The sequence below is a fragment of the Pseudomonas mucidolens genome (assembly GCF_900106045.1).
Taxonomy (GTDB): Bacteria; Pseudomonadota; Gammaproteobacteria; order Pseudomonadales; family Pseudomonadaceae; genus Aquipseudomonas; species Aquipseudomonas mucidolens.
Genome location: NZ_LT629802.1, coordinates 2295591 through 2317247 on the forward strand (window position 1 = coordinate 2295591; position 21657 = coordinate 2317247).

At 57.0% G+C, this 21657-nt stretch carries 23 protein-coding genes and 1 pseudogene; 15 read left to right on the forward strand and 9 right to left on the reverse strand.

Annotated elements, in window-relative coordinates; translation table 11 throughout:
• The first annotated feature begins 306 nt into the window (after positions 1-306).
• Genes BLU75_RS10665 through BLU75_RS10685 form a run of 5 tightly spaced genes read left to right on the forward strand, consistent with a single transcriptional unit; the run spans position 307 to position 4687 of the window.
• The gene (locus tag BLU75_RS10665) at positions 307-1224 is read left to right on the forward strand and encodes a hypothetical protein (RefSeq protein ID WP_076954081.1); all 918 of its coding nucleotides are present in this window, start codon (positions 307-309) and stop codon (positions 1222-1224) included.
• Between the two features lie 51 nt (positions 1225-1275).
• Entirely contained in the window at positions 1276-2730 is a 1455-nt protein-coding gene (locus BLU75_RS10670) for a hypothetical protein (RefSeq protein WP_084376618.1), read from the forward strand.
• Positions 2720-3643 carry a phage exclusion protein Lit family protein gene (locus BLU75_RS10675; RefSeq protein WP_076954079.1) on the forward strand — a complete coding sequence of 308 codons (924 nt, stop codon included), beginning with the start codon at positions 2720-2722 and terminating at the stop codon, positions 3641-3643. Before BLU75_RS10670 ends, BLU75_RS10675 begins: the two co-directional genes overlap by 11 nt.
• 18 nt (positions 3644-3661) lie before the next feature.
• Entirely contained in the window at positions 3662-4165 is a 504-nt protein-coding gene (locus BLU75_RS10680; protein ID WP_084376617.1) for a GIY-YIG nuclease family protein, read from the forward strand.
• Between the two features lie 3 nt (positions 4166-4168).
• Entirely contained in the window at positions 4169-4687 is a 519-nt protein-coding gene (locus BLU75_RS10685) for a hypothetical protein (protein ID WP_084376616.1), read from the forward strand.
• A 122-nt stretch (positions 4688-4809) separates the two neighbouring features.
• Here the strand turns inward: BLU75_RS10685 and BLU75_RS10690 are convergent, their stop codons facing one another.
• From BLU75_RS10690 to BLU75_RS10700, 3 genes and pseudogenes are all read right to left on the reverse strand, one after another.
• Entirely contained in the window at positions 4810-5031 is a 222-nt protein-coding gene (locus BLU75_RS10690) for a DUF2274 domain-containing protein (RefSeq protein WP_076954077.1), read from the reverse strand.
• Positions 5028-5435: pseudogene (locus BLU75_RS10695) on the reverse strand (TraB/TrbI/VirB10 family type IV secretion system protein); the annotation flags it as partial. The pseudogene BLU75_RS10695 and the gene BLU75_RS10690, both read right to left, overlap by 4 nt.
• 709 nt (positions 5436-6144) lie before the next feature.
• Positions 6145-7047: a LysR family transcriptional regulator gene (locus BLU75_RS10700; protein WP_084376615.1), complete on the reverse strand. Its 903-nt coding sequence runs from the start codon at positions 7045-7047 to the stop codon at positions 6145-6147.
• 149 nt (positions 7048-7196) lie between these two features.
• On the opposite strand from BLU75_RS10700, the gene BLU75_RS10705 reads away from it, so the two are divergent.
• The 3 genes from BLU75_RS10705 (at position 7197) to BLU75_RS10715 (ending at position 8517) form a co-directional block, all read left to right on the forward strand.
• Entirely contained in the window at positions 7197-7394 is a 198-nt protein-coding gene (locus tag BLU75_RS10705; protein ID WP_084376614.1) for a tautomerase family protein, read from the forward strand.
• Between the two features lie 85 nt (positions 7395-7479).
• Positions 7480-7833 carry a putative quinol monooxygenase gene (locus BLU75_RS10710; protein ID WP_084376846.1) on the forward strand — a complete coding sequence of 118 codons (354 nt, stop codon included), beginning with the start codon at positions 7480-7482 and terminating at the stop codon, positions 7831-7833.
• 69 nt (positions 7834-7902) lie between these two features.
• Entirely contained in the window at positions 7903-8517 is a 615-nt protein-coding gene (locus BLU75_RS10715) for a nitroreductase family protein (RefSeq protein ID WP_084376613.1), read from the forward strand.
• 209 nt (positions 8518-8726) lie between these two features.
• Here BLU75_RS10715 and BLU75_RS10720 read toward each other — a convergent pair whose 3' ends face one another.
• Together BLU75_RS10720 and BLU75_RS10725 are read right to left on the reverse strand one after the other, a co-directional pair.
• Entirely contained in the window at positions 8727-9137 is a 411-nt protein-coding gene (locus tag BLU75_RS10720) for a VOC family protein (protein ID WP_084376612.1), read from the reverse strand.
• A gap of 78 nt (positions 9138-9215) precedes the next feature.
• Entirely contained in the window at positions 9216-9956 is a 741-nt protein-coding gene (locus BLU75_RS10725) for an SDR family NAD(P)-dependent oxidoreductase (RefSeq protein ID WP_084376611.1), read from the reverse strand.
• Between the two features lie 156 nt (positions 9957-10112).
• Between BLU75_RS10725 and BLU75_RS10730 the strand changes: the two genes are divergently transcribed.
• From BLU75_RS10730 to BLU75_RS10740, 3 genes are all read left to right on the forward strand, one after another.
• The gene (locus BLU75_RS10730) at positions 10113-10772 is read left to right on the forward strand and encodes a TetR/AcrR family transcriptional regulator (RefSeq protein ID WP_084376610.1); all 660 of its coding nucleotides are present in this window, start codon (positions 10113-10115) and stop codon (positions 10770-10772) included.
• 105 nt (positions 10773-10877) lie between these two features.
• Positions 10878-11786: a LysR family transcriptional regulator gene (locus tag BLU75_RS10735; RefSeq protein WP_084376609.1), complete on the forward strand. Its 909-nt coding sequence runs from the start codon at positions 10878-10880 to the stop codon at positions 11784-11786.
• A 163-nt stretch (positions 11787-11949) separates the two neighbouring features.
• The gene (locus BLU75_RS10740; protein WP_084376845.1) at positions 11950-12705 is read left to right on the forward strand and encodes an SDR family oxidoreductase; all 756 of its coding nucleotides are present in this window, start codon (positions 11950-11952) and stop codon (positions 12703-12705) included.
• A gap of 71 nt (positions 12706-12776) precedes the next feature.
• On the opposite strand, the gene BLU75_RS10745 is transcribed toward BLU75_RS10740, so the two are convergent.
• Positions 12777-13526, reverse strand: coding sequence for a glucose 1-dehydrogenase (locus tag BLU75_RS10745; RefSeq protein ID WP_084376608.1), 750 nt, complete (start codon positions 13524-13526; stop codon positions 12777-12779).
• Between the two features lie 192 nt (positions 13527-13718).
• Between BLU75_RS10745 and BLU75_RS10750 the strand changes: the two genes are divergently transcribed.
• On the forward strand, positions 13719-14600 hold the full coding sequence (locus BLU75_RS10750) for an AraC family transcriptional regulator (protein WP_084376607.1): 882 nt from the start codon (positions 13719-13721) through the stop codon (positions 14598-14600).
• A 27-nt stretch (positions 14601-14627) separates the two neighbouring features.
• Here the strand turns inward: BLU75_RS10750 and BLU75_RS10755 are convergent, their stop codons facing one another.
• From BLU75_RS10755 to BLU75_RS10765, 3 genes are read right to left on the reverse strand one after another with little or no spacing between them, the layout of a single operon-like run.
• Positions 14628-15602, reverse strand: coding sequence for a saccharopine dehydrogenase family protein (locus tag BLU75_RS10755; RefSeq protein WP_084376606.1), 975 nt, complete (start codon positions 15600-15602; stop codon positions 14628-14630).
• Positions 15599-16000 carry a VOC family protein gene (locus BLU75_RS10760; RefSeq protein ID WP_084376605.1) on the reverse strand — a complete coding sequence of 134 codons (402 nt, stop codon included), beginning with the start codon at positions 15998-16000 and terminating at the stop codon, positions 15599-15601. The genes BLU75_RS10755 and BLU75_RS10760 overlap by 4 nt, the downstream gene beginning before the upstream one ends.
• 18 nt (positions 16001-16018) lie before the next feature.
• Entirely contained in the window at positions 16019-16762 is a 744-nt protein-coding gene (locus BLU75_RS10765; RefSeq protein WP_084376604.1) for an SDR family NAD(P)-dependent oxidoreductase, read from the reverse strand.
• A gap of 138 nt (positions 16763-16900) precedes the next feature.
• On the opposite strand from BLU75_RS10765, the gene BLU75_RS10770 reads away from it, so the two are divergent.
• From BLU75_RS10770 to BLU75_RS10780, 3 genes are all read left to right on the forward strand, one after another.
• A complete protein-coding gene (locus tag BLU75_RS10770) occupies positions 16901-17794 on the forward strand; it encodes an AraC family transcriptional regulator (RefSeq protein WP_084376844.1) in 894 nt (297 codons plus the stop codon).
• 789 nt (positions 17795-18583) lie between these two features.
• A complete protein-coding gene (locus tag BLU75_RS10775; protein ID WP_084376603.1) occupies positions 18584-19417 on the forward strand; it encodes an oxidoreductase in 834 nt (277 codons plus the stop codon).
• 26 nt (positions 19418-19443) lie between these two features.
• A complete protein-coding gene (locus tag BLU75_RS10780; RefSeq protein WP_084376602.1) occupies positions 19444-20385 on the forward strand; it encodes an AraC family transcriptional regulator in 942 nt (313 codons plus the stop codon).
• Positions 20386-21657: the final 1272 nt, after the last annotated feature.

Genomic DNA, 21657 nt, shown 5'->3' on the forward strand with positions numbered 1-21657 from the left:
CAAAGCCGGTCAGCTCGACAATCGATTTGTTCAGTCCTACGGTTGCACCCAGTGCAGCCAGCCCGTCACCCTATCGTAAAAGCACCTCAAGCAACCGCTGTACCTTAGCGACCACATGTTCTGCTAGGTTCAACCGAACCAGCCAAACTGTTACTAGGATATCAGGCGCAGGACAATCCAGAGCGCGCTGTCTCTCTTGGATCGACGCCTGACCACTGTGGCCATTAGCGTCGTCCTTGAGACGCACACATACCTAATAATACTCTCACGAGAAAAGAATATTTTGCATATGGAAACAATCAGACAATGAGCGACCTATTCGATGTTGACGGTTCCAATCTCGATCTGGGGTTCGAGAACCTGAAGGCCGCCGAAAGCCCGGTTGAGCAGCAGCTTCGCGTCACACTGCAAGAGATGTGGACCCACTACGAGCCCTATGCCGATCCAGACTTCCGCCAGGGATTCGCACGTGACGTGGATGGACGCTTCTGGGAGATGTATCTGGGTTGCACACTTCTTGAGGCGGGGCGCACATTGTTGCCCGTCGCCGACCGTCAGCGCAAAGGCGGCCAGCCCGACCTATGCGTGCTTGAAGAGAATCGCCGTATCTGGATCGAAGCTATAGCTCCAGACGGAGGCGCTGCGGGACCAGAACGGATTGTGCGTCCTGTGCCGATCAATGAGGGCGGTGGCCTTATTGCTGCGCCGATCCGTCAAGCGCAACTTCGGACCTCCGGGGCATTCTGGACCAAAGCAAGGAAGATCAGCCGCTATATCGAACAGGGCGTGATCGCCCCGGAAGACGCTCGCATCGTCGCGATCAGCGCCAGCCGCTTCGGCATCTATGTCCCCGAACATCCCTTACCACTCATCATGACGACGCTGTTCCCCATCGGCGATGCTTTCCTCACTATCGATCGCGATACAGGCGATGTCATCGAAGAAGGCTTTCACGTCTCTCCCTTGATCCACCGAGAACGGAATCCGATCCCGCGCTCGGCATTTCTTGACGAGCGCTTCGCAGATATCTCTGGCGTGATCTGGTCACGGGTTGGCCTTGGCAACCTCTCGCGTCAGGTTCGGCCAATCACCTATGTTCACAATCCCCTGGCACAGGCACCATTGACCGTGAATTGGGGCGTCTGGGACCGTGAGTTCGTGACCATCCGCCAGATCGACAACTGGGAGTCCACCGACATCCTTGCCGCAACGGAGTCCTTGTGAAGAGGAACTTGAATTCGCGCATCTGCTACATACAGGGCTAAGAGGCCGACCATGTCCGCAACCGGCGAAACTCGACTTTTCACCTTAATCAGCCAGCGCCAATTCGAGCTCTATGCCCTGTCGCTCGAACACGGTCCCAATTTCGACCCCGCACATATTTTCAGTGCCTATCAGGCCGGAACTGGTGGCGTAACCGGCTGCATTCTTCTTGATCCGGACACAGGAGCTTTCACATATCTGGCCATGCGCCGCCGCATCGACCACTGTTGGATTAAAGTAGATGAAAGCGGGCCCTACTCCACACCCGAGGCTGCACTAGACCGACTCACCGTCGCTATGCGTGCCAGTGATCCACCGGAACCATTGCCGCCAGGAGTCAGGCGTCGCCCGCATTTGCTGAAACCGGGGCCGCGTGGGACGTCTCCAGAGTTCCAGCTGCTGACAACCACGATCAACCATCTGCCGGCGCTCATGGCGGTCGGCGAATGCTACCTCGCGCTTCCCAACCCCGACGCCAATTTCGTCTCGGATTTTCAAACCAACAACTTCGCGTCCCGTCTGTTCGAGCTCTACCTTTTCAGCTGCTTTCGTGAGCAGGGTTTGAACGTCCGACAAAACCATGTCTCTCCCGACTTCTTGATCGAGAAGGAAGGTAACGCATGCTGGATTGAGGCAGTTACAGCAAACTCCAAGCTTCCACGCGCCGGCGGCATCGGGAAATGGGTTCATGCCCCAAAGGATCGCATTGAACGGCTCACAGGCAACCCGGCGGAACGATTCGCAAAGACGCTGCGCGGCAAGCTCCAGCGCAACTATCATGAACTGGACCATGTAAAAGGACAGCCGTTCGCCTTAGCGATCGCCGACTTCCATGATTTCGGCTCCATGGTTTGGAGCCGCGAGGCTCTTCCCACCTACCTTTACGGCTTACGCGCGGACGTCACCGGCGATGGCACTGATCGTCGCGCGATTGGAGTGCCGATCGCAAATCTGACGGGCCAACACAGCATTCCTGCTGGGCTCTTCCGCGACCCAAATTTCGCACACCTCTCGGCCGTCATCTTCAGTAATTCTGCAACGCTCGCCAAATTCAACCGCATGGGTTTCTTGGCAGGATGGCGACCGCCCGGGCTGACGATGATCAGGCGCGGCATTCTCTTCGACCGAGCTCCGGGCGCATTAGAGCCTATCGATTTCAACCTTGCCGTCGACAGTACCGAATACCAAGCACTCTGGCCGTGGGGCGAAGCTTGGTGTCAGGAACTGGAAGTGTTTCACAACCCATTGGCAACACATCCCATCCCGTTTGATCTCATCCCCGGCGCGACCCACTGGTTTGAACGCGATGGCGACATCGAATGCAGCACGATTTGGGCGAACTCAGTCATCTCATCGATCACTCATCTACAGATGGACGGCAAACCCGCTGTGACGAGCAAGCCGCGTGACCGTCGCCAACCACCTGCCCCCCACGAGCACAGAATAGACAACGACAATGACGAATGAGCCATCTGATCGGACGATCATCCTATATCTCCTCCGCGGCGCCGTGCCCGAACGAGCCGATGAAATCAGCGGTCTTTGGAGCCAATACGGCCATGCCGTCGAGGTCGCGCCAAGTAGAAAGGGCGTGACGATGAATGCCAACGGGAAACGTATCCAGTTCGACACTAAGACGATCGACTTGTTCTGGCTGCTTGGCTTCAGCTCGTGGCGGGCCATCGAGGTGTACGCACCAGCCTTAGTTGTCGCGACATCCAACGGGTTACCGCTCGACCAAGCCCTCAGTGTCGATGAAGAACGCGGCCAATATGAATTCGACTACAAGCAGCGCATCGCCGCCGCCCAGTCGCTCATCACAGCCGAACAGACCTCAGACGTATCCTGGCCGGTGGACATCCCCCTGCCGAGCGCCGACCGTGATGGCCTGGGCAACATTCAGCACATGGCGGCATTCGACCTTGTTGCGCTCGCCTTGGCCTTCGCCCTGCTACACGAATTCCAGCACGTCATGTTCTGCGCCGATAAACGCGCGCCCTCTACGCGACCTGAAGAGGAAATCGCCTGCGACACCTATGCCCGAACTTTCATGACAAGCGAGCTCGCCGCCTATGCGAAGGTACACGGACACGATTTCGCCCAGGTCCAGAACAAGCGTGCGATGGGCATCACGCTCGCCGCCGTCATCGTTCATGCGATGACGCCGCCCCATGCACGTTGGGGCAATAGCGAATATCCACCGATCACCGAACGGCTGACAGCAATGATCCGTGGCTACACTCTGCCAGCCGATTCATCATTCTGGGCTTTCACGGCCTGTGTCCTAATCGCGCTTATGCGGCAGGAAAACCTTCCGCTCGACATTGTCGCCTACTCGAACAAAGAAATGGTCGAAATGCTGCTCGACCGGCTCGGTTGAAGGCCTAGGGGAAGTAACTTGCCGGTCTACTTCATTGGCGAAGATGAAAACGGATGCTCTCCTATCAAGATCGGGGTGGCGAAGAACATCGAGGAGCGTAAGCGCAATCTCCAGACCGGTAACCCTCTTGATCTGAAACTGCTCGGATGGATCGAAGTAGCCGATGCCTTTCAGCTTGAACGCCAGCTTCATCAGCACTTCGAGTCGACCCATGTGCGCGGCGAGTGGTTCGCAATCGAGCCTGCAGAGATCTTGCCCATTCTCATGCGCGCTGGCCTAGACGGATTTGTCGCCAAGAACGCTGATGCGTTCCAGGTCATTGGCTATGACCGTGACGCTGTGCCGGAGTATCTTGGGGTATGGGAATGGGGCGACCTTGAGATCTATGAATGCTGCCCCTACTGCGGCTGCCTGTGCGGCATGCACTTTCAAGATGCATCACAGATGTACCACTGTCTGAACTGCGACACGCTAACGGACTTTTCGAACTTGGACCCACGCAACGAATACTTGGACGACTGAGCCATGACTGACAAGGAACTTAGTGCAAGTGAACAATGGCTTGAAGCCCGAGCCCCCAGCTTTCGGCGCCTACCAGATCTTGATCGCCGCGTCATATTCGACTTCGCCTTTCTTTGGAGTCTTTTCGAGGCACAGATCATGGAGAACCACGCCCGGACTGATCGCATCCGCGATCGAATCGATGCCTGGACTTTGGACAGAACGCTAGGAGCTGAGCTCTACGAGGGGGAGCTTGCCTATTTTCGGAATCGTTACTATGCCGACGGTGAATTGACTCACCATTTCCCTCACCTGAAACTCCGGCCCTCAGACCACCTTAGTCTCGTTCAGGAGGTTGTTGAAGGGGTGAACGACCCCCCACGCGACCGAATGTTAGCTCTTCTGATGATCGTCTGGCGCCTACGCAACAATCTCTTCCACGGCGAAAAATGGGCCTATGAGCTTCGCGATCAGCGCGAGAACTTCAGTCATGCGAACAGCATTTTGATGCGAATACTCGAACGCCATGGCCGGCTCGGCTAACAGTCCAGCCGCCCTTGAGGACTGTTCCCTAGCCAAGTTGAACCGGTCCCTCGCGCTCGATCCAGGCTTCAGGATCCCCGAATGCGCATTGTGGGACCGTAAGCCTAGTGTGTCCTACGCGGCTATTTCGGGTCGCCCTTCTTAAATCCTCTGTCCCCTGCCATAAAGGCCTCCAGCATGTACGGAATGAGAGTCGCTGCATCGGCGGTCTCGCCATACGCTTGACCGTGTAATGCCGCATAGCGGTCCAAGTCGGCTTTCAATCTCGCTGGGCACATGATGGTCGGCTTGACGCTCTCGGTCTTGGGGAGCGGCCCCAGCCGCAGCTTGCGCGATGTGCTCATCTTGATATCCCCCGATCGAAGAACAGAGGCTGATACGGCCCCAGAATCAGATCGCGATTGACGATGACGCGGACCGGCAATCTGGGACGCTCAGTTAGCGTTGGCTGGATGTTGAGGTTGCGTCGGGTCATCTCCTGCCCGACCTCATTCACGCTGTCCTGCATGCTGTCACGCCCTGCGATGATGACGCGATCCCCGTTTTGGCGATTCTCCGGTGCAGCCAACTCCGCGCCGACACCCAGCAATGTCGTCAACGCGGCACCTGCAAAGATGCGATCCCAGTGCCAATCGACACCATCCTCAAGGCCAGCGTAACCAGCCGGATCAGTGCCCGCTAGGTTGTCGAGCGCGAGCGAAGGGGTGTCCGGCAAAATGATGCGACTCCATACCGTCTGCACGCGGCTCGACCAACTCGGAATGTAGCGAGTCAGAAGGCACGATCACCAAGGCCGTGGCCATCCGCGTGACGAGCCGTAGTCCAAGCATGGCCTGATTCATTCTCACTCAACCGGCATGGCTGTCGTGGCAGTCGTAGCCGGTGCCATCACTGTCACGAGCGCGACGCACAGCGCGCCTAGCTACGGCTCACGTAGACCAGCCGCCTGGGTTTGCCGAGCAGCGATCAAGTTGAAAATGATAGATGCGCAAGGACGCTGTACGGTCCTAAAGTGCGCTTGACGCCCTGCCCTGGGCAACCAATCATCAGGCATGCTCCGAACAAGCCGAGACTGGCGTACACTGAAGGCCGCTGACGGCCACCCTGGTCCGTGTCAGAAATCGCCAGTCGCGATCGCCGGCGCACCCGCTGCGACCGGGGGCAAAATTGGGGGCATAGCATCAAAATTCCATCCTGAAACCGCCGTCCTAGAGCCAAGTCAAAATGTTTTTCGGCTTGCCTGAGAGTCTTTAGGCGTCGTTGGACAGGCTGTTTAACTGATCATTTCTGGCTTTTTATGGGCATGGAGATCCATTCACCTCCCAGCCCTCCAGTTCCGTTGCTTCCCAAAATCGCCATCAACTTATTCTGGCCGAGCAAATACAACCGGACCCGGAAATAAATGGTTCGGACAACTGATGTTCGATCTGTTCAACGAATGACTGCGTGTACAGCGTTTACTGCCAATGCGAACACAACTTGACCAACTCATCGACCACATAGCGGACCTTGGGACGCAGGTGCGACACCTTCGGCCAGACCGCATGCACATCAACCGCTTCGGGCTCATAGGCTTGCAACACCTCGACCAGCCTGCCGGCCTCGATGTCATTCTGGAACAGGCTGCGCGGCATCTGGCACAGGCCGGCGCCAGCCACGGCGGCAAGAATCATGACTTCGCCATCGCCGATCTGATGCGTTGAAGGAGGGGCGTAACGGACGGTCTGACCCGCCTGCATCACTCGCCATGCCAGCGGCTGGCCGCGTCGATGGCCGACGATGCAACGATGCTGGGTCAGCTCTTCCAGGGTTTGCGGGGTGCCGAAGCGCGCAAGGTAGTCAGGGGAGGCGCAGACGGCCCAGCGTTGGCGGGTCAATCGTCGCGCTACCAGGCCGCTGGTGTCCTGCAGTTCGCCGAACCGTACCAACAAATCGATACCCTCTTCGAACGGGTCCACCAGATGATCGGAAAACGTCAGGCTCAATTGCAGCGCCGGGTATTTATTGGCGATCTCAAACAGCAGTGGGGCGACGACCCGCCGTCCGAAGGCCACCGGGATATCAACCCGCAAACGGCCAGAAGGTTCACCACCACCTGGCCCCAGCCCGCTTTCAGCGGTGCCGATTTCCTCCAAGGCCGTGGAGCACGCGACGAAGTAGGCCTCACCATCGGCGGTGAGAGATATCCGTCGCGTCGTGCGATGAAACAACTGCGTGCCCAAACGCTCTTCCAAACGCGCAATGGCCTTGCCTACGGCAGATTTTGACAGTCCCAAGCGATCTGCTGCCTGGGTAAAACTGGACGAGCGCGCCGCCACAACGAAGGTGATGACGCCCTGAAAGGAGTCGATAGGTACCATGCTGCGCCCACCATTGTAGAATTTAAGTCTATCCAGATTATAGCTTCAGGCCGTTTATCGCCACCGTATTCAACAGTACGATGGATTCCAGCAAGGCAACGGTGCACTTCGCGCACCTCCCCATATCAATGTCCTAGAAGGAATACATCATGCCCGTCGTACGTGTGAGCTGGTTCGAAGGTAAGGAGCATGCGCAGAAATCCGCTGTTGCAGCCGACATCACCGAAAGCATCGTTAAACACACCGGTACCGATGCCAGTCACATTTACGTGATTTTCGAAGACGTAGCCGCATCGGATTGGGCCGGCGCTGGCAAGCTATTCGCCCAAGCCCCCGAAAAATCCTGACGCCCCGACCTGCACCGCATGCATCAGCTAATCCAGTGATGCTGCCGTGCAGGTTTTTGTCATCCATCTGCCGGAGACCGCCACCATGCATCCCCATATTTCCTGCCTGTTCTCACTTGCGGTAAAACCCACAGAGTTCGCTGAATTCAAAGCACTGATCGCCACAATCGTTGCTGCCACCAAGGCTGAGCCGGGCACACTGGTTTACGAATACAGCGTCAACGAAGACAACAGTACCGTGCACATCCTTGAGCGTTATAACGTCGATGCCGTGGTAAGCCACGTCGACACCACGTTTGCGCCTTTCGGCCAGCGTTTCCTGGAGTTGTGCACCGTCACTTGCCTGGTGGTCTACGGCACCCCCGACGCTGAAATCCGCAAGCGCCTGGACCCGTTCGGCGCCGTTTACATGACCCCATTCGACGGTTTCAGCCGCTGAATTGAAACAAGCGCAGGTTCAACAGTGACTAACGTGCCCTGCCTATCCTTATCCCGCACAGAGATCACCATGTCCGCTATCGCTGAAGTTATTAAGTCTCGCGTCTCCGCCAACAGCTACGACACTGAACGTTCACTGACGATCGCTCAGATCACCGCGTTGGTCGACTTGGCTACGCACGCTCCGTCCGCCTTCAACCTGCAAAACTGGAAGTTCCTAGCCGTAGACAGCATCCAAGCCAAGGCGCGCTTGTTGCCATTGGCATTCGGTCAGCAAAAGGTCGTGGACGCCGCTGTGACGTTTATTGTCTGCGGCACCCTGAACCCGCATCTAACTTTGCCCGATGCATTGAAGCCGACCCTGGATGCCGGAATCATTGACCAGTCCGTCTATGACATGTGGGTGGGCGCGGCTCAAGGCATGTACAAGGAAAACGCTCAATTGCAGCGCGACGAAGCCATCCGCTCTGGCTCACTAGCCGCGATGACCCTGATGTTGGCCGCCAAGGGCCAAGGCCTGGTTTCGACGCCGATGATCGGGTTCGATCAAGTTGCAGTGGCCAAGGAGTTTGGGCTGTCGGATGAAGAAGTGCCGGTGATGTTGATCACGGTTGGCTACCCGGGTGTGGCCAACTGGCCCCAGAAACCGCGTAAAGAAGTAAGCAACGTATTGCAGTTCGTTTAGCGCTTGTCGCTCTTTCTAGTGATGAGCTCGGCTTACTTTATTTGCGGCGTGTTTCGGCGCTATTTATCCGAGACAAACAGTTCGATCCTCAAACGCAGTAATTGACGCTTTCGCGCAGCGACGGAGGTGCTGCCGCTGGTAGCCGATGCCGCTTCTAAAAATTGAGGCTGCCCCCCTGGCATCTGGAATGGACCTGATGTGAACCTCGATCAAGAGGCCACTTGGCAAACGGCTTCCAAATTCACGCCATCAGGTGTCAGCACATAAGCGGCGTAGTAATCGGCGTGGTAGTGCGGCCTGATGCCCGGCGGCCCATTGTCCCGCCCGCCGGCAGCAATGCCGGCCGCGTGGAAAGCATCAACCGACTCACGACTTGGGGCGATCAGTGCTATATGCACCCCGTGACTGGCGACAGACGCGTCATGCAACCAGAAGAAAGGCTTTCCTCCAGAACCAAACCCCAGCCGTCGAGGCTTCAGCCCTGTCGGATTCGCCTCGATACTCATCACCAGGGTAATCCCTAACGGCCTGAGCACTGGTTCGTAGAAGGCTTGAGAATACGAGGTGTCCGAAACAGCGATGCCCATATGATCTATTGCCGAACCAGTAAAGTCGCTCATTAGGTAACTCCTTGATGGCCGATTCATCGGCAGCAAATACAGCTTTTTAACGACAGGGGAGGTCTGCTCCGTACCCGCCTAGACCTGAGATGCACCACCATCGGCGAACAGTTCGGCGCCATTGACGTAGCTCGACGCATCACTTGCAAGGAACAGCGCGGCCTGGCCGATCTCGTGGGCCTGACCGATACGACCAAGCGTGCTCTTCTCGCTGAGAACATCGATGATCTGCTGTGCGTTCTCGCCCAGTACATCGCGCAGAGATTGGGTGTTCACCGGGCCTGGGCTGAGCAGGTTGATGCGAACGCCAGAGCCCTTGATATCCAGGATCCAGCTGCGCACCAGCGCCCGTAGCGCTGCCTTGGTAGCCCCGTAGACACCGAGGCCGGGGCCAGGATTGATGGATGCGGTCGAGCCAATGATGACGATACTGCTCCCCTTGGCCATTAAAGGTAGCGCACCCTGCACCGTGAAAATCGTGCCCTTGACGTTGGTTGTGAACAGCTTATCGAAGCCTGCGACGGTGATTGCTCCCAAGGGCTCGACTGCACCTGTCCCAGCGTTGGCAATCAGCACGTCAATACGGCCATGGACCGTCTGTATGTGACCGAATAGCGCGTCAAGGTCGGCGGGGTCCGAAATGTCTGCGCATACGGTAGACGCGTTTGCACCGAGGCGGCTCACGGCATCGTCGAGTTGGGCCTGGCGACGCCCGGTTATGATCAAAGTGGCACCTTGGTTGACGAACGCTTCTGCAATCGCGAAGCCAAGGCCCGAAGAGCCACCGGTTACCAAAACGACTTTATTGTTGAACAGCATGAGAAACACCTCCAGGAATTTATGTAGCGAACACTATATAGATTTGCGCCCACCCACAAGTTTTTTAGCGACCACTATATAAAAAGACCTGCACGCGGCGATTGATATACGTTGTAGCGGTCGCTACAGTCGCCGTATCGACTCAGCGAGATGACCATGAACGAAAACAACCGGCAGCGCCGTCCCGCCTTCGACCGCGAGCAAGGGATAGCCATCGCTCAGGCATTGTTTCATCAACACGGTTTTGACGCCGTGAGCCTGTCCGATCTGACCAATGCCATGAACATCAAACCCCCGAGCTTTTATGCCGCCTACGGTAGCAAGGCAGAGCTCTTCGAGCGGGCGATGCGTCGTTACGCCGGTGAAAGCGCGCTTCCTTTAGACAGACTTCTGGCGCCGGATCGAGCTCCTGCTCAAGCGCTGACTGCCCTGTTGGTTAGCGCTGCGACGCAATACGGACGAGATAAAACCTTGCGTGGATGCTTGATCACCGAGGGCATGCGGGCGGACGACCCGATTGCCCGAAAGATGGCAGAGACATTGGGTGATGCCGCGATTCAGACGATCCGTCGTTATCTCGACCAGGTTTGCCCGCAAGCCGCGCAGACGCTGGCCGACTACGTGCTGATTACCCTGCGGGGCCTATCCGCCGCAGCATGCAGTGGCCTGTCTCGAAAACGCTTGATGGAAGTAGCCCAAGTTGCCAGCAAAGCAATTTCTCTGGTATTGGCAGAACACGAGCCACCGCAGACTTCTGAGCCACTCAGTACTGCGCATCTTCCAAAAAGCTTCGACTCCGGGCATTCGTCGGCTTGAACAACGCTCATAGACGCCAAACGGCCTTTGATACGAAAGATTGAGGCAACGCAGCGTTAACCGTCAGGTTAATTTCGACCCTCCCCCCCTTCATGGAGCGCAGCCTTGGATCAACTTCTCGCCATACGGGTCTTCATCCGAATTGCGGACGCTCGCTCATTTGCGAAAGCCGCCGATTCGCTGAACATACCCCGCTCCTCCGTCAGTAAACTGCTCCAGGATCTGGAACAGCACCTGGGTACCAAGCTGGTCGAGCGCAGCACCCGTTCATTCACCATCACACAGGCAGGTGAAGTCTACAGGGAGCAAGCCTTGAATCTGCTGGCGGGCCTGGACGAGATGGATCTCACCGCTCGGCAAACGCGAGCGAGCCCCCATGGCCGACTTCGTGTGGACATAGGTTCATCACTGGCCAACCTGGTGATCATCCCGGCGCTTGCGCAATTTCGCGCGCGCTATCCTGACCTGGAACTGATGCTCGGAGTCAGTGATCGTCCTGCCGATCTCATCGGCGATGGCGTCGACTGCGTGATTCGCGGCGGCGCGTTACCAGACAGCTCGCTGATCGCACGCCATCTCTGCAACGCGGACTTCGTCACTTGTGCCACACCTGATTATCTATCTTCTTTTGGTTCTCCTGCCCATCCACAGGAGCTTGAGCAGAACCACCGTACGATTCGCTATTTTTTTTCAAACACGGGTAAGACGCTGCCTCTTCACTTCGCCAAAGACAGTGAGAGATACGAAGTGAATGGCCAGCCTGGCATCAGCGTGAGCGAGAGCACGGCCCTGACCGAAGCGGTACTGACCGGGATGGGTATCGGGCAAATTTTCAGTTTTAGTGCGCGTGCGCATATCGCTGCCGGACGCCTGGTGCCGATCCTGAAGGAATGGACCCCGCCTTCCCATCCGCTCCAACTGGTCTACCCGGCAGCGCGTCATCCCAGTGCAAAATTGCGCGTTTTTATTGACTGGGCAGTAGAGCTGTTCAGCAAGGAGAATTTTAAAAATTGAAGCGCTGGACAGCGCATTCAGCACAGTGTAGATCGATTATCCATGCGCGTGGATTGAGACTCCACCCCGGCGGGCTTCTGAGGTCGATCACCCCGCTCTAGACTCGCCTTCAGTTGCTGACCTGAACCCTTCAGGTCAGGCTCTTTAGGCGCTGGGAACAATGATCTCCGACAGACTCGACGACAAAATCGCACTCATCACTGGCGCTACCAGCGGCATCGGCCTGGCCACCGCCAAACTGTTTGCAGCGCAAGGCGCGCGTGTCTACATCACCGGGCGCACCCTCCACGCATTAAAGACAGCACAGGATGAAATCGGCGGCAACGTGACGTGTATCCAGGCTGACTCGACGCTGATTGCAGACCTTGATCACGTATTCGAACGGATCAAGACCGAGGCAGGCCGTATTGATGTGCTGTATGCGAACGCAGGGGGCGGCACGCTGCTGCCCCTGGGTCAGATCACCGAGCAGCAGGTCGACGACACGTTCGGATTGAACGTCAAAGCGCTGATTTTTACCGTCCAGAAAGCGCTGCCACTCCTGGTCTCAGGCTCATCCGTGATCCTGGCGGGGTCAAGCGCCAGCATCGCAGGCACCGCTGCGTTCAGCGTTTATGCTGCATCCAAGGCGGCGGTTCGCAACCTGGCGCGTAGCTGGATTCTTGACCTCAAAGGCACAGGCATTCGGGTCAATGTACTGAGCCCGGGGCCCGTCCACACGCCTGCACTGTTGGCCTATGCAGGTGATGATCCTGCACATCAGCAAGGTATGCTTGACCACCTCGGCACCCTCGTCCCGATGGGGCGAGTCGGTGAAGCCGATGAAATCGCCAAAGCCGCGCTGTTCCTCGGCAGTGACGACTCAAGCTTCGTCAATGGCGCCGAAATTTTTGCAGACGGCGGCATGGCCCAAGTCTGATTCGCCCAGTTACAAGCACGCCCCCGTTGCTCAATGGTAACGGGGGCGTGTGTTTGGTTGGTTCAGTGGGGTCAGTAGCCCACACCACGAACACCGCCTGAAGCCCGGATGGATTCACCTGTCACCCAATGCGAATCCTGCGATGCCAGAAACACGGCCAAGGGTGCGATATCTTCCGGCTCACCGAAGCGACCTAGCGGAGTGCCCGCGATGAGCTTTTCACCAAATTCACCGGCAAAATTTCCGTCAGTCGCCGGCGTGTTCGTGTGCCCTGGCAGGATCGAGTTGACCCGGATGCCACGCGCGCCCAGCTCCCTGGCCAGTGCAAAGGTGAAGGTATCGACCGCGCCCTTGGTCGCCGAGTAAACACTCGAAGCCAGGTAGGGATCGGTGCTGAGAATCGAACTGATATTGATGATGCTGCCTGTCGGCCCCAACAGCTTGACGGCCTCGCGTACAGCCAGAAGGTAGCCCAACACGTTCAGGTTGAACTGCTTGTGGAAGGCTTCTTCAGTCAGGTCATCGATCATCTGGAACACCGCGACACCGGCATTGTTAACCAGCACATCCAGGGTGCCATACTCAATCCGGATCGTTTCGAACAGTCGCACCACATCTGTTGCCAGGCTCATGTCTGCCTGGACAGCAAAAGCGCGACCGCCACGCTCTGCGATCTGCGCAACGACTGCCTCCGCGTCGGACTTGCTGGAGGCGTAGTTGACGATGACTGTTGCGCCCTCTGCGGCCAAAGCCTTGGCGATCCCGGCGCCTATGCCTTTGGACGCACCCGTGACCACCGCTATTTTTCCTTCGAGTTTCATAAACTGACCTTTGATATGACGTGATATGAGGCTTGCTTGCAGTCGGGGCTTGCATGACCGCTGGTGCAACGAGCCGCGTGTCATCAATATTCAGCGATTGAACGATCAGACGTTTGCCGGTTATTCGCTCATCCTTGCCTATTCTTCTCAGCTGGCTTGCCACGCACCTGGATTTAGCTCACGGTGGCAGGCATGAAAAAATCACTGGCAGAACTGCGCAGCATCGTGATGCGCGCACAAGACAAGTGGACCGAAACCGGATTACCCCGCGTGGCCATGGTCCGGGCAGAGGCCTGTGCGGATCAGGTCTATCAGCCGATGTTGCATCTGGTGCTCCAAGGCACCAAGACCCTGTCGATCGGCGCGGACGTTTCCAGATACACCGAGGGCACCTATTTTCTGGTGCCCGTCGATGTGCCCGCGACGGGCCAGGTACACGCCGACACCCTGGATCAGCCTTATCTTGCCGTCAGCCTGACCCTGGATCCCGATGTAATCGCTACGTTGCTGATGGACGAGGGCAAGGCGCCGAGGGCGGCGCAAAACGCTTGTTTTGAGGGCGTGTACGCGCCCGCTGAAATGATGGATGCATGGTTACGCATGATGCGACTCATGGATCGCCCAAATGAGGTCGCGATACTGGCGCCGATGATCGAACGCGAAATTTTGTTGCGCGCGCTACAAGGACCACTGGGTAATATTCTGCGCGACGTTGCACGACCTGATGGCCGAATGACGCAGATCCGCCGGGTTACCCAGTGGATCCGGGAGCATTACGCAGAGCCTTTTCGCGTCGAGCCACTGGCGCAAATGTCAGACATGAGCGTTGCCGCCTTCTATCGGCACTTTAAATCCGTGACCGCCATGACACCGATTCAGTACCAGAAGCGCCTGCGCTTGCTAAGGGCGCGCTGGCTGCTGCTGTTCGATACGCTGGACGCGACGTCCATCGCTTATGCCGTAGGCTACGAAAGCGCCTCCCAATTCAACCGGGAGTATTCACGCCTGTTCGGTCTGCCTCCGGCACGGGACGCGGCCAGATTCAGGACGCCCGCCCCAACCCAGCATGTATAACAGCCTCTTGAACAGCCAACACTCACCTCAGAAGTCGGTGATCACCGTGCCGGCAATACTCTGGGCAAATCCACCACCAAACACGTTGGCCGGCGTTGCAAAACCCGGCTGCTGCTCACCGTTCATTACTCGCCGCGCAGCTTCTATCGCCGCCAGCGGCGTAAAGGAATAGCCGTTGACGGTGTCAATCACCGAGCGCGCGATTGCGCCATCAGTCCCGGTGACCTCAACCACTGCCCGCGCGCGATGAGCAGCCCTTTGCTCGGGTGTGGGACCATCAGGCAACTGCGACAGATCACCTTCGGGAAACGCTTCGCCCGTGATATGCACGAACATCGCAATGTTGCGGATGCCGGTCGAATGCCAGCCCGTCACCAGATCGCCGAATGACAACGGCGCACAGAGGACCGGTCCCTGGCCAAAATCAAAGAGCCGCGGCGCGGCGTCCGGTGTTGCAACCAGTTCGCCATCAACCCTGGCGAGCACGCCTGCGCCGAGGATTTCGCTGACGCTCATCGCAGACCCGCGAGACATCGAACCGGGGACCTGAAGCGCGATACTCAGCGCAACCGGTTTTACTGCACGCTTGGCAACATGCACCGCCAGCGAATCGGTAGGAACGACATCCCAGCCGACACCCGGCAACAGCATGACGTGGTTAGCTGCCGCTTCAGCGCCCAGCCCCTCGGCCATGCGGTAAATATTGATCTCGGCAGTGATGTCCAGATAGTGCGTGCCGACTTTGATACAGGCGTGCATCAACGGCTCGGCCGTTCGTGCAAACGGCCCGGCGAAGTTCAGCAATACTGAGATGCCAGATAAAGAGCCTTCGGCATCATGGGTATCAAACACCCGATAAGGCACGTCCAATTGCGCTGCGAGCGATTCGAGACGCTTGGCATTACGCCCGGCGATTTCGAAATCCAGACCGAGCGCTTTTGCTCGCTCAGCAGCCATCCGACCGGTATAGCCTGTAGCTCCGTAGATCAGTAGCGTACTCATTGGACGTGCTGCCATTTCTTGTAGACGAATTCGAGGCTGTACCCATCCGGGTCCAGCACATTGGCCGCGTAGTAATCGGGGTCGTAATGCAAGCGTGCCCCAGGTGGGCCGTTGTCCACCGCACCCTGATGCAGGGCAGCGGTATAAGCGGCATCAACTTCAGCCTGGCTGCTTGCGACAAAACCAACATGTACCGCGCGCCCACCCACAACGCCCTCACGCAACCAGAAAAACATCCGGCCATTGGCACCGAAGCCTTTCAGGTCAGGATGACCCGGTGGACCGTCCTTGCCATCGTAGTCCAGGCGCGCGGTGATACCCAGTGGGGCCAGGGCAGCTTCGTAGAAACGGATAGACCGTGCTATATCGCTCACGGACAAAAAGATATGATCCAGCATGGCGAAACCCTCATGTATTCAGATGTTGTAGCCACCGGCCACTTCGACCGTCTGGGCATTGATCCAGGCGCCCTCTTCTGACAGCAACATGGCAATGACGCGCGCGACGTCTTCCGGCTCGCCGACCCGGCCGAGCGCTGTTTGCGCCGCCAGCTTCGCCTCGAACTCAGCGTTTAGCCCCCCGCCCAAGTCGGTGCGGATGGCGCCGGGTGATACCGCGTTGGCCCGTATGCGCCGATCGCCGAATTCTTTGGCCATGTAACGGGTGAGCACCTCGAGCCCGCCTTTGAAGGCAGCATAGGGCGCCACGCCAGCGGTGGCGACGCGGGTAGTGGCACTGGTCAGGTTGACGATACTGGCATTTTGCGCGAGCAGCGGCAGTAGGGTTTGAGTGAGAAAAAACGGCCCCTTGAGGTGCACGTTGAACAGGCCGTCGAACTGCGCCTCGGTGACAGTTGCCAAGGGATTGAACAGGCCGTACCCGGCATTGTTGACCAGGCCACTTAGCAGGGTGGCGTTCCAGGTGTCCCGTAAGGTCAGTACCACTGACTCGCGAAACGCTTCGAAGCTGCCAACATTAGACACGTCGAGCTTGAGGGCGACAGCCTTGCCACCGACGCGCTCGATGCGTTTTACGACTGAGGCGGCGGCCTGGGAATCAGCGTTGTAGGTCAGGATGACACCCATACCGCGCCGAGCAATGTGCTCGGCTGCACTGGCACCGATTCCACGACTACCGCCGGTAATGACGATGACGCTCATTTTATGTTCCTCTGTGGCTTATAGGTGGCCCCACAGTAATCATCACGGTCGCCAGGGTCGTACTCGTTTCTACTTGAAACCTGCCTGTTTCTGCTTTTCGCTTGCATGGCGCAGCGTTCTGCCGTCAGCATGCCCAGCATGGACAATCAACTGAATGAACTCAGGGCGCTCGCGGCCAAGGCTGAAAATCGCCGCACCGAAACGGGCATTCCCCGCGTGGCCATGGTCAAGGGCAAGATCCCCGAACACATGCTGGCGGCGGTCTATGACCCGATGATCAATGTGATCCTGCAAGGCAGTAAAAGCATGAGCGTGGGGGATCGGACGCTTCGGTATGACCCTGCGACCTATTTCGTCATGTCCATTGATTTGCCAGCAGTGGGGTCTGTTCATCCAAGCGAATCGGGAGAACCTTACTTGGCAGTGAGCCTGACGCTGGACCCGACAGTGCTGACAACGCTGTTTGCAGACCTGCCCAAACCTGCCAGCAACGTTGAAAACACTCTCGGATTCTCCGTTGCTCCAGTCACGACCGATCTGATGGATGCTTGGGTGCGAATGTTGCGATTGATGGGCGATCCGGACGCCATCGCAGCCCTGGCCCCGGTTTATGAACGGGAAATCATCTTCCGTGTGCTCCAGGGTCCCCATGGCTGGATGCTGCGCGAGATTGCAGCGCCCGATACGGCGATGGCCCGAATCAACATGGCGATCCAGTGGATCCGCCGTGACTTCGCGCAACCCATTGGGGTGGAACGCTTGGCGCAACGAGCTTCAATGAGCGTCTCGGCGTTTCATCGCCACTTCAAGGCAGTCACCAGCCTGAGTCCTTTGCAGTATCAAAAACGGGTTCGCCTGCTCCAGGCTAGAACACTGATGGTGGCCCACGCCAAGAGTGTCATGGCAGCTGCCTTCGAGGTCGGCTATGAAAGTGCGACACAATTCAGCAGGGATTATTCACGGGTATTTGGACTTCCTCCTGCACAAGATGCCGGGAGGATCCTAGGGGAAACGAGCGCCACCAGACGCTAATCAATTTGAGGATCGGATAACCGGCTAGAAAAGATCCATGACCGTCAGCCAATTCGGATTTACCGGTTAGCCTCGCTGATAGCCGGCCTCTTGACGATTGAGTTCTGGCCCTCCTTCAAGATCAAATGTGGAATTACACTGAAAGCCAGCCAAAGCCACGCTGGTGTTTATCAGGAATCGCCATTCGCGATCGCTCACCCATCCGGTGCAAATGGGGGCAAACCTGGGGGCATAATTCGATTTTTTCAGGCTGTAACTACCACCCTAGAGCCAAGTCAAAATGTTTTTTGGCGACCCTGAGAGTCTTTAGGTGTCGCCGGATAGGCTGTTTAGCTGATCATTTCTAGCTTTTCATAGGCCATGGAGACCCATTCACTTCCCAGCCTGCCAGTCCCGTTGCCTTTGCCCGAAATCGCCATCAATTTGTTCTAGCACGGCATCTGGCACAGACCAGTGCCAGCCACGACGGCAAGAATCATGGCTTCGCCATCGCCAATCTCACCTGATACCTCGGTCTGGCGAGCATTCTCGCCTAAATGGGTGTCCGGTTTCATAGGCCACTACACGATGGCGTTACCGAAAGACGACTTTCGACCCGAAGCACACATTAGAACAGGGTAAATAAGTCCGTCGCCTTTCTTCCTTTGGTCTCGTTTTTTACCACCAGATTTCAGGTTGCTCACCGAGCACTCCGATAGGATCAGGCAATACTAAAATCCAATCAGGCATAGTCCCCAACCACTCTCCGCCCTAGCATGGCCTCACCTTATATATTCAGGAGTGCGCCCCATGAGTGCAGAAAAAACCATTTTTATCACCGGCGTTAGTAGCGGCTTTGGCCAGGCCCTGGCTAAGGAAGCTTTCGCTCAGGGCCATCGAGTGATCGGCACTGTTCGCAGCGAATCCTCTCTGGCAACTTTCCAGGCGCTCTTGCCTGAGAGAGCCCATGGTGTGGTGCTGGACGTTACCCACTTTAATGCCATCGACGCCGTGATCGCCGCTGTTGAGGACCAGTATGGCCCGGTGGATGTGCTGGTTAACAACGCGGGTTATGGCCACGAAGGGATTTTCGAGGAGTCGTCGTTGGCGGAAATGCGCCGTCAGTTCGACGTCAATGTATTCGGTGCGGTGGCGATAACCAAGGCGTTTGTGCCGTATTTTCGCCAGCGGCGCGCGGGGCATATCCTCAATATCACCTCCATGGGTGGCTATATCACCATGCCAGGCATTGCTTACTACTGCGGCAGCAAATTTGCGCTGGAGGGCATCTCTGACGCGTTGAACAAGGAACTTGCCCCCTTCAATATTTTTGTTACGGCCGTGGCGCCGGGGTCTTTCCGAACGGACTGGGCAGGTCGTTCGATGCAGCGTACGCCGCGCAGCATCAGTGACTACGATGCGACTTTCGACCCGGTGCGAAAAGCCCGTGAGGAAAAAAGCGGCCATCAACTGGGCGACCCGCAGAAAGCCGCACGCGCCATGATGACTATTATCGCCAGCCCGAACCCGCCGGCTCAACTGCTGCTGGGCAGCGACGCCCTGGCTCTGGTGCGTGACAAGCTGCACCGAACGGCGGAGAGTATTGAGCAATGGGAAGCGCTTAGCTGTTCTACGGACGGCTGAGCATAAAAGTGGAGAACGTGCAATCGATGCCGAAACCTAAGCACCCGAGCACAGCGCGTATGGTGCAGTTGATGGGCCAGCTTGCACCGCTGGAGGGTTACAACCTGAGTCCGCTGGATGATGTGCGTTTTCTGCGTTCCAACCGGCCGCTGATGCGCACGCCGGTTTTATATGAACCGGGTATCGTCATCCTCTGTCAGGGGCAGAAACGCGGCTATCTGGGTGATGAAGTTTACATCTATGACGCCCAGTATTATCTGGTGGTGTCAGTGCCAGTGCCTTTTACAATGGAGACCGACGCTAGCGAGGCGGAGCCAATGCTGGCGGTGTACATACGTCTGGATTTCAATCTGGCCGGCGAGCTGATTCAGCAGGTAGATGAGGTACGGAACATCAGCGTGGCTCAGCCTATGGGCATGTACGCCTCGTTCATGGACGAACCGCTGCGCCAGTCGACCTTGCGTTTTCTAGAAATCATGGGCGACCGCACCGACGCGCAAATCCTCGGCCCGGCGATGTTGCGCGAACTTTACTACCGCATCCTCACCGGCGAACAAGGCGGCACCCTACGCGCGGCCATCGCCCAGCAGGGTCAGTTCGGCAAGGTAACGCGCGCCATTCACAAAATCCACCGCTGTTACCACGAGCATCTGGATGTAGAAATCCTGGCCCAGGAAGCGCAGATGAGCGTGCCTAACTTTCATCTACATTTTCGCAAGGTGACTGATTCCTCGCCTATGCAGTACCTCAAGTCGACGCGGTTGCATCAAGCGCGATTACTGATGCTGCGTAACCACCTGACGGCGGCCAAGTCGGCATTTCTGGTGGGTTATGAAAGTGCTTCGCAATTTAGCCGCGATTTCAAACGCCTCTTCGGACGCACACCGATAGCGGAGGTGGCGTGGATGAAGCAGACGTATGCGTTGCCGGCACCGACAACCCCCTCGCCCTTCGTGTCATCACACTGAGCTTCAAACAATCCTGTCTGGCCCGTCGCCAGTAGGCTTGGGAACGCCGTACCTTTTCAGTCTACGGAGAAAGGGGACGGATTTCTTTACCCTACTTCGAACGTCCACTATTGGCCGATTCTGTTGAAAAAATCGGTTTACCCAAAACGTGTCTGCGTCCGGCCAAGTCATCTACCCAAGCCCGACAAGCCAGGACATGGTGTGCACTTAAATTTAGGTGGGCACCAGTTCTAGCCTTTTAATCGGGTATCTCATGCTGCCAACACGCCGTTCTTGTTCCAAATCATTCAAGCGTGTGTCCAGCCCGGAGCCTCGATTGCCAGCGTCGCCCTCAGCCATCACCTCAACGCGAACCTCGTCCACAATTGGATTCGGGTGCAAACGCAGAACAGCATCGCACTTCAACCTCTATTATCCGGTGCCTATGCAATCGGTGGCGCAAGGAACTGCGAATATCAGCGTTGAAATTCTGCATCCGCGCGACACCGTCAAAGTGAACTGGCCGACCGATATCCTACCTTTACAGCGGGTGCATAACCCGCGTGCTCGCAGAGCAATCTCATGCCATCCGGAACAATGATCTGACGATCAGTCATGGTTGTGGAGCCCAAAATATAAACGGATACGAACGCTAACTCACGTGCCAGCGCGGCGTCCACTCGGGTCACTGGTCAACCCTGCCTCATAAAACCGCACTCGCCACTCCAGAAACCCCGGCCAGTAAGCGAACGACAGACCACTAATAAATAAAGGCGAGCATTGGCGTAGCTGCTTTCTCCATAGAAATACTAGCCCCGCGGCGAAAGAACTATCGAGATCCGCCCGTTTAACCCCCTTACTCTGAAATTGACCTGTCGAGAAGGTGGCTCTCGGCTGAAGAGGGCTTGCGACGGCGAATAATCCGTATGCCAGGCGACCGTAGTGGTGCTCTTACAATCTCAATCGGTAACCAGGTGAGGACTATCGGGGAAAGAGCCATTGCAGTGACGAACGCGTTCAATCCCCCTTCGCAGATAACGCCAGAGGAGAATTCACTTTCTTCGCCATTGAGAGTACATACGGTCCGCTCATCAACGGACTTTAAGCAGGACCATCTGCCCTCCTCATTTCCGTGGGCATGTTTAATAACCTCACTGCTATTCAAAACTTCTAGATCAGGGAAGTTGAAGTCCGCAATATCAAGGCCACTGGCTCGCGTACCTGGTACTGATCGGCCTGCTCTGCTGGGAGCGCTTTCGGCGTTCTTGCGCCATGCCAACAATTGAAGCATTA